This window comes from Micromonospora sp. 4G55 (genome assembly GCF_016803375.1).
In genome coordinates, this window is the sequence record NZ_JAEVHN010000378.1 from 1 (window position 1) to 6,044 (window position 6,044).

At 72.4% G+C, this 6,044-nt stretch carries 8 protein-coding genes and 1 tRNA gene; 4 read left to right on the forward strand and 5 right to left on the reverse strand.

The window, feature by feature from the left end:
- Window positions 1–405: 405 nt before the first annotated feature.
- Complete coding sequence (locus JNW89_RS24875; RefSeq protein ID WP_238450724.1) at window positions 406–885, forward strand: hypothetical protein; 480 nt, start codon at window positions 406–408, stop codon at window positions 883–885.
- Between the two features lie 33 nt (window positions 886–918).
- Here JNW89_RS24875 and JNW89_RS24880 read toward each other — a convergent pair whose 3' ends face one another.
- Window positions 919–1,413, reverse strand: a complete 495-nt coding sequence (locus JNW89_RS24880) for a GNAT family N-acetyltransferase (protein WP_238450726.1) — start codon at window positions 1,411–1,413, stop codon at window positions 919–921.
- A 141-nt stretch (window positions 1,414–1,554) separates the two neighbouring features.
- On the opposite strand from JNW89_RS24880, the gene JNW89_RS24885 reads away from it, so the two are divergent.
- On the forward strand, window positions 1,555–2,700 hold the full coding sequence (locus JNW89_RS24885) for a CapA family protein (protein WP_238450727.1): 1,146 nt from the start codon (window positions 1,555–1,557) through the stop codon (window positions 2,698–2,700).
- 117 nt (window positions 2,701–2,817) lie between these two features.
- Here JNW89_RS24885 and JNW89_RS24890 read toward each other — a convergent pair whose 3' ends face one another.
- The 4 genes from JNW89_RS24890 to JNW89_RS24905 form a co-directional block, all read right to left on the reverse strand.
- Window positions 2,818–3,150, reverse strand: coding sequence for a DapH/DapD/GlmU-related protein (locus JNW89_RS24890; RefSeq protein ID WP_238450729.1), 333 nt, complete (start codon window positions 3,148–3,150; stop codon window positions 2,818–2,820).
- Between the two features lie 64 nt (window positions 3,151–3,214).
- On the reverse strand, window positions 3,215–3,382 hold the full coding sequence (locus tag JNW89_RS24895) for a hypothetical protein (RefSeq protein WP_238450731.1): 168 nt from the start codon (window positions 3,380–3,382) through the stop codon (window positions 3,215–3,217).
- Window positions 3,383–3,554: 172 nt separating this feature from the next.
- Window positions 3,555–3,627 (reverse strand) — tRNA-Ala (locus tag JNW89_RS24900).
- Window positions 3,628–3,717: 90 nt separating this feature from the next.
- Window positions 3,718–4,308, reverse strand: coding sequence for a YqgE/AlgH family protein (locus tag JNW89_RS24905; protein ID WP_154939236.1), 591 nt, complete (start codon window positions 4,306–4,308; stop codon window positions 3,718–3,720).
- Window positions 4,309–4,458: 150 nt separating this feature from the next.
- On the opposite strand from JNW89_RS24905, the gene JNW89_RS24910 reads away from it, so the two are divergent.
- Complete coding sequence (locus tag JNW89_RS24910) at window positions 4,459–5,262, forward strand: S-methyl-5'-thioadenosine phosphorylase (RefSeq protein ID WP_238450733.1); 804 nt, start codon at window positions 4,459–4,461, stop codon at window positions 5,260–5,262.
- 147 nt (window positions 5,263–5,409) lie between these two features.
- The coding region (locus tag JNW89_RS24915; RefSeq protein ID WP_255541207.1) for a thiamine pyrophosphate-binding protein at window positions 5,410–6,044 on the forward strand (635 nt) is incomplete at its 3' end.

The following is a 6,044-nucleotide window of genomic DNA, read 5'->3' on the forward strand; positions in this document are numbered from 1 at the left end:
GGCTGGTGGGCGCGCCGTGCGCGGCGGCGGGGGTCGCGGTCGGCAGGACGCTCGCGGCGACGGCCGCGAGGACGGCGAGCACTCGGCGTACGGTCATGATGGACCTCCCGAGCACTGGTACGGGCGGGAGCGGCCAAAGGTTCGACCGGCGGTGGTGCTGGCGCCGGCTCGGTACGGGTCCTCCGGTTTCGACATCACCTTTCGCCGGTATGCCAGCTCGGCGCCCGCGGGCCGTTCAGGGCCGCCCTGATGGCGTACCCGCCGTAGGGAGAGTTTGGGTGCCGGGGGTGGGGGAAGACACGGGGCGCCGAGCGGGCCGGTCGGCTCGACCCGGCTGGACCGGCCCGTCCCGTCAGCGGCACCGTCGGTGCGGGCCTCGCCAGGACACCCCGAGGAGGAGCGACGATGGCCGACGCTCGACGGAGCACGACCGGGGCCGCCGCCAGGCCCACCAGCGCCCGGAAGGCCACCGGGGCCCGCAAGGCCCCGATGAACCGCAAGGCGGCGGCGAAGAAGGTCGCGGCCGCCACGAAGCGGGCCACCGGGGCGAGCGTGGCCAAGAGCCCGGGTGAGAAGCCCACCCCGACGACGGCGCGGGTGGCCCGGAAGAAGGCGACCTCCGCGATGGCCGCCCCGACCCGTACCCCGACCGCCAAGGCGGCCGCCGCCAAGAAGGCGCCCGCCGCCAAGAAGGCGCCCGCCGCCAAGAAGGCGGCCCCCGCCAAGAAGGCGCCCGGGACGAGGGCGGCGACGAAGAAGGCGCCGGCGAAGAAGGCCGCGGCTGCCCGCGCGCGGACGACCACGGCCACCCGGGCGCCGGCGAAGAAGGCCACCACCATGGAGTCCTTCGGCAACCGGCGCACGGCCCGCAAGACCACGGGGTGACCGTCTGGCTGGACCAGCCCGGCCTGCCGACGACTAGGCCACGAGAGGCTTGGCCATGATGTGCTCCCGACGCACGCCGTCGGGCATCAGGTCGCCCAGCTCACCCGTGTCACGGAAGCCGTTGCGCTGGTAGAGCGCCCAGGCGTTCCTGTTGCCCGCCACCACGGCCAGGCGCAGTGTCTCCGCGCCCACCAGCCGAGCCCACTGCTCGACCGCCCGGACGAGGTGGTCGCCCACGCTCCGGCCCCGCCCCACCGGCGCCACATACATCGAGATCAGCTCGACGACGCCGTCCTGATCGGTCGGCACCCCGCTGGCCATCCCGACGGGCTGCCCGTCGAGCATCGCGATGATGTTGCACGAGCCGGGGATGGCCAGCCGAGCGCGCCAGCGTTCCTCGCGGTCGCCCTCGCCCTGCCAGTCCGCCAGCTGGGAACCGAACGCGTACGCCGCCTCCGCCAGCGCGGCGAGCCGCAGCTCCCGCCACATCTTCCAGTCGCCCTCGCTGAGCACCCGCGTCTCGATCATGCGGGGAGGATGCCGCTGGCGTGGGAAGCAGGCAACCCGATATCCGGTGACCAGGTGTGACGACCGAGCCGGGTCGGCCGGCGGCCAGCTCCGTCAGCGGCCGGTGCGGCATCATCCGCCTCCGATCGGGAAGAGCCGGGCGTGCGCCTTTACGTCATCCGCATGCTGCTCGTCGCCGCGCTGGTGGCCTCACCCCCCGCGGTCGGGACAGCCCGTGCAGAAGTGATCCGCGACCGGTTGACCGGCACCGTCACGTCGGCGGCCCCGGCGGGGGCTCGGCAGGTCACCATCCTGGGCTCCGGCGACATCCTGGTACACCCACCCACCTGGCAGCAGGCCGGCGCCGACGCGGTCAAGGCCGGCCGGCCCGGTTACGACTTCGACCCGATGTTCGCCCCCATCCGGCCCGCGGTCGAGTCCGCCGACCTGGCCATCTGCCATCTGGAGGCGCCCATGGGTCCCGGCGCGCCGGCGGACTTTCCCCGGTTCCGCGCCCCCACCGACCTGGGACCGGCCATCAGGACCGCCGGCTACGACACCTGTTCGACGGCCAGCAACCACTCCTTCGACCAGGGCGAGCAGGGCGTCTACGCCAACCTCGACGCGCTCGACGCCGCCGGGCTGCAGCACACCGGCACCTTCCGCAGCAGCGCCGCCCAGGCCACCCCCACCATCTACCAGGTGAAGGGCGTCAAGATCGGCCACCTGTCCTGGGCCACGCACTTCAACGGCCATCCGCCGCCACCGGACAAACCGTGGCTGGCCAACCGCATCGACGTGCCCGCCATCAGGAAGGCCGCCGCAGCGACCCGCAAGGCCGGCGCGCAGATCATCGTCCTGTCCGCCCACTGGGGCACCGAGATGGAACACACCCCCGACGAGGACCAGCTGCGCCGGGCCAACGAGTTGATCACCGACCCGAACATCGACCTGATCATCGGACACCACGCCCACGTCGTGCAGCCCTTCGAGAAGGTCGGCGGCAAGTGGATCGCCTACGGTGTCGGCAACACCCTCGCCCGGCACGACTTCCCCGAGGACGCCAACCGCGAAGGTGTCCTGGCCAAGTTCACCTTCACCGAACAGCCCGACCGCCGATGGACCGTCACCCGGGCGGAGGCGATCCCCATCTGGCTCTCCCTGAAGCCCACCATCCGGGTCCTCGACCTCAGCCGGCTCCCGACCGCCGACCGGCGGCGAGAGACGTACCGGGCCGCCATGGACCGGATCAGCGGCTACCTCGACGCCCGCGGGGGCGTCAACGACGGCCTGCACATCGCCCGCTAGGCCATGCCTGCGGAGGGCTCCGGCCGTGGCTGTCACCGTCCTCGGGAGCGACGAAGGGCGCCCGTCATTTCTGACGAACGCCCTGGTCTCACGGGGTGCGTGGGTGAGCCGCAGGTTTCAGGTTGCGGTAGACGCCGGCTTCAAACGCTTGCGCTCGACAACGCTTGTTGCTGTCACCACACTCAGCGGCGGCACGTCCTTCGCGACAACGGCGCCCGCGCCGACGACCGAGCCCCGACCGATCGTCACTCCAGGGGTGACCGTGGCTGCGGCGCCGATCCACACATCATCCTCGATGACGATGGGCGCGTGCGTGATGAAGTCGTACCGTTCGTCGAGCTCGACGGGATGTCCGGCCGTGCTCAGAGTCACTCGGGGACCGATCATGACGCGGTCACCGATGGTGATGCCCCCGTAGTCGAGGAAGAAGCATCCCTGATTGATGAACACGCGCTCTCCGAACGATGCGCCAAGCCCGTAGTCGCAATGGAACGGGGGCAGGATCGACAGCGAGTCAGGGACGGGTCCACCGAAGATCGTCGGTGAGCACCGTCCGGCGCGCGTCGAGGTCGTCGAACGGCAGCACGTTGAGGCGCGAGGTCAGGTTCATGACGAGCTGTACGCGCTCCGCGAAGGCTCGGGACTCGGGGGTCCGTGTTCGTAGGCGTTGCTCGTTGCGCACGAGGCGATCTTGGCACGGCGAGTCAGAGACGGCCTGACGACCCACCGGCAGGGAATGCGTCACTCCGTGATCGTGGAGTCCTCAACGTCCGGATCTGCCGCTGAAGCTGTTTCCGCCCTCGGAAACGACGAAGGGCGCCCGTCATCTCTGACGAACGCCCTGGTCTCAAGGGTGGAGCCGAGGGGACTCGAACCCCTGACCCCCACACTGCCAGTGTGGTGCGCTACCAGCTGCGCCACGGCCCCTTGCTGTCGTCCCCGGTGTCCCGGGCACGCAGAGAACTATACACACGCCGCCCGGCATGGTCATCTCGCGGGGTCCCCGCCCCGTCGCGGCTAGTTCAGCGCCACGTCGGGCGGGAAGTGGGCGACCGCCGCCATCATTCCGCCCTGTCTCCGCAGCACCATCGGCCACAGGTCGTCCGGCCGGTCGACGAAGGCGTCTCCCGGCAGCGCGTCGAAGACGAACCAGGAGCCGTCCTCGATCTCCTGCTCCAACTGACCCGAACCCCACCCCGAGTAGCCGGCGAAGACCCGGATGCCGCCGATGCCGTCGCGCAGCTTCTCCGGGTCGGCCGACAGGTCGACGGTGCCGACCGCGCCGGAGATCTGCTGGAAGCCCTTGAGCCGGCGCATCGGGTGCCGCATCCGGGCGAGGCAGATCGCCGAGTCCGGCTGCACCGGGCCGCCCTCGAAGAGCACCGCGGGGTGGCGGGCCAGGTCGCTCCAGTCACCGAGCACGTCGGCGACCGGCACCTCGGTCGCCCGGTTGAGCACCACGCCGAGCGCCCCGCCGGCCTCGTGGGCGACGAGCAGCACCACCGTGCGGTCGAAGTTCGGATCCTTGAGGGCCGGAGTCGCGACCAGCAGCCGCCCGGTCATGGACTCCATGGCTCGACCGCCGATCGCCCGTCCCTCCTCCTGCATCTCGGACACCGTCAGCCGCGCGCCGGGTCGTGGAACCGGGTGCCGTCGGCCGTCCGCGCTGTCACCGCCATGCCTGGCACCATAGCCTGCGCCCGGGGCGGTGGCTAAGGTCTGACCGGCGGGTGATCGAGCGGGAACGAGGGAGGGTCGATGGGTCCGACGGCGGACATCGCGGTGATCGGCGGGTCGGGGCTCTACGCGCTCCTGGACGGTGCCACCGAGCACGTGGTCGAGACGCCGTACGGGGCGCCCTCGGACCCGATCACCGTCGCCGAGGTGGGCGGGCGGCCGGTGGCCTTCCTCCCCCGGCACGGCCGCGACCACCGGTACCCTCCGCACCTGATCCCGTACCGGGCGAATCTGTGGGCGCTGCGGTCGCTCGGGGTGCGCCAGGTCGTCGCCCCGTGCGCGGTGGGCGGTCTGCGGCCGGAGCTGGGCCCGGGCACCTTCGTGGTCCCCGACCAGCTCATCGACCGGACCAGTGGCCGGGCCCAGACCTACTACGACCGGGGCGCGGTGCACGTGCCGTTCGGCGACCCGTACTGCCCGGTCGGGCGGCGTACGCTGCTGGCCGCCGCGGCCGGCCGGGACGTGGCGGCGGTGGACGGCGGCACGGTGGTGGTGGTCGAGGGTCCGCGCTTCTCCACCCGCGCCGAGTCCCGCTGGTACGCCTCGATGGGCGGCACGGTGGTCAACATGACCGGCCACCCGGAAGCGGTGCTCGCCCGCGAGCTGGCCCTCTGCTACACCTCGATCGCGCTCGTCACCGACCTGGACGCCGGCGTGCAGGCCGGCGAGTCGGTCACCCAGGAGGAGGTGTTCCGGGTCTTCGCCGAGAACACCGACCGGCTGCGCGGGGTGCTGCTGGACGCGGTGGGCGCGCTGCCGACCGACCGGGACTGCCCGTGCGGGCACGCCCTGGACGGCATCAAGACCCCCTTCCCGCTGCCCTGACCGCCCCCGGCCGGGTGCACCCGGCCCGGTGAGCGGCAAAGCGCCCGACTTGTCCACCTGCCCCCGATAGATTCGGCAGGTCGGGAACCCTCTGTCGGCGTGGGCGCCGGCGGGCGCCGGCACGCCGGGACAGGGAGGCGGGGGGCGATGGCGACCGTCCGGGACACCACCTACGAGCTGCTCCGCGCCCTCGGCCTGACGACCGTCTTCGGCAACCCCGGCTCCACCGAGCAACCGTTCCTGCGGGACTTCCCGGCGGACTTCCGCTACGTGCACGCCCTGCACGAGGCGTCCGCGGTGGCGATGGCCGACGGGTACGCGCAGGCCACCGGCCGCCCGGCGCATGTGAACCTGCACACCGCGCCGGGCACCGGCAACGGCATGGGCAACCTCGTCACCGCCTGGCACAACCGCACGCCGCTGATCGTCTCCGCCGGTCAGCAGAGCCGGGAGATGCTGTTGACGGAGCCCCGGCTGACCAGCCGGGCGCCGACCGAGCTGCCCCAGCCGTACGTGAAGTGGAGCTACGAGCCGGTCCGCGCGCAGGACGTCCCGGCGGCGTTCATGCGGGCGTACGCGAGCGCCGCCCAGCCCCCGGCCGGGCCGGTCTTCCTCTCCCTGCCGCTGGACGACTGGGACCAGCCGGCGGACCCGCCGCCCCAGGTGCGTACCGTGGCGACCCGGTTCGGGCCCGACCCCGGGCGGCTACGGGAGTTCGCCGCGCTGCTGGCCGCCAGCCGCTCCCCGGTGCTGGTGCTCGGCGCGGCGGTGGACCGGTCCGC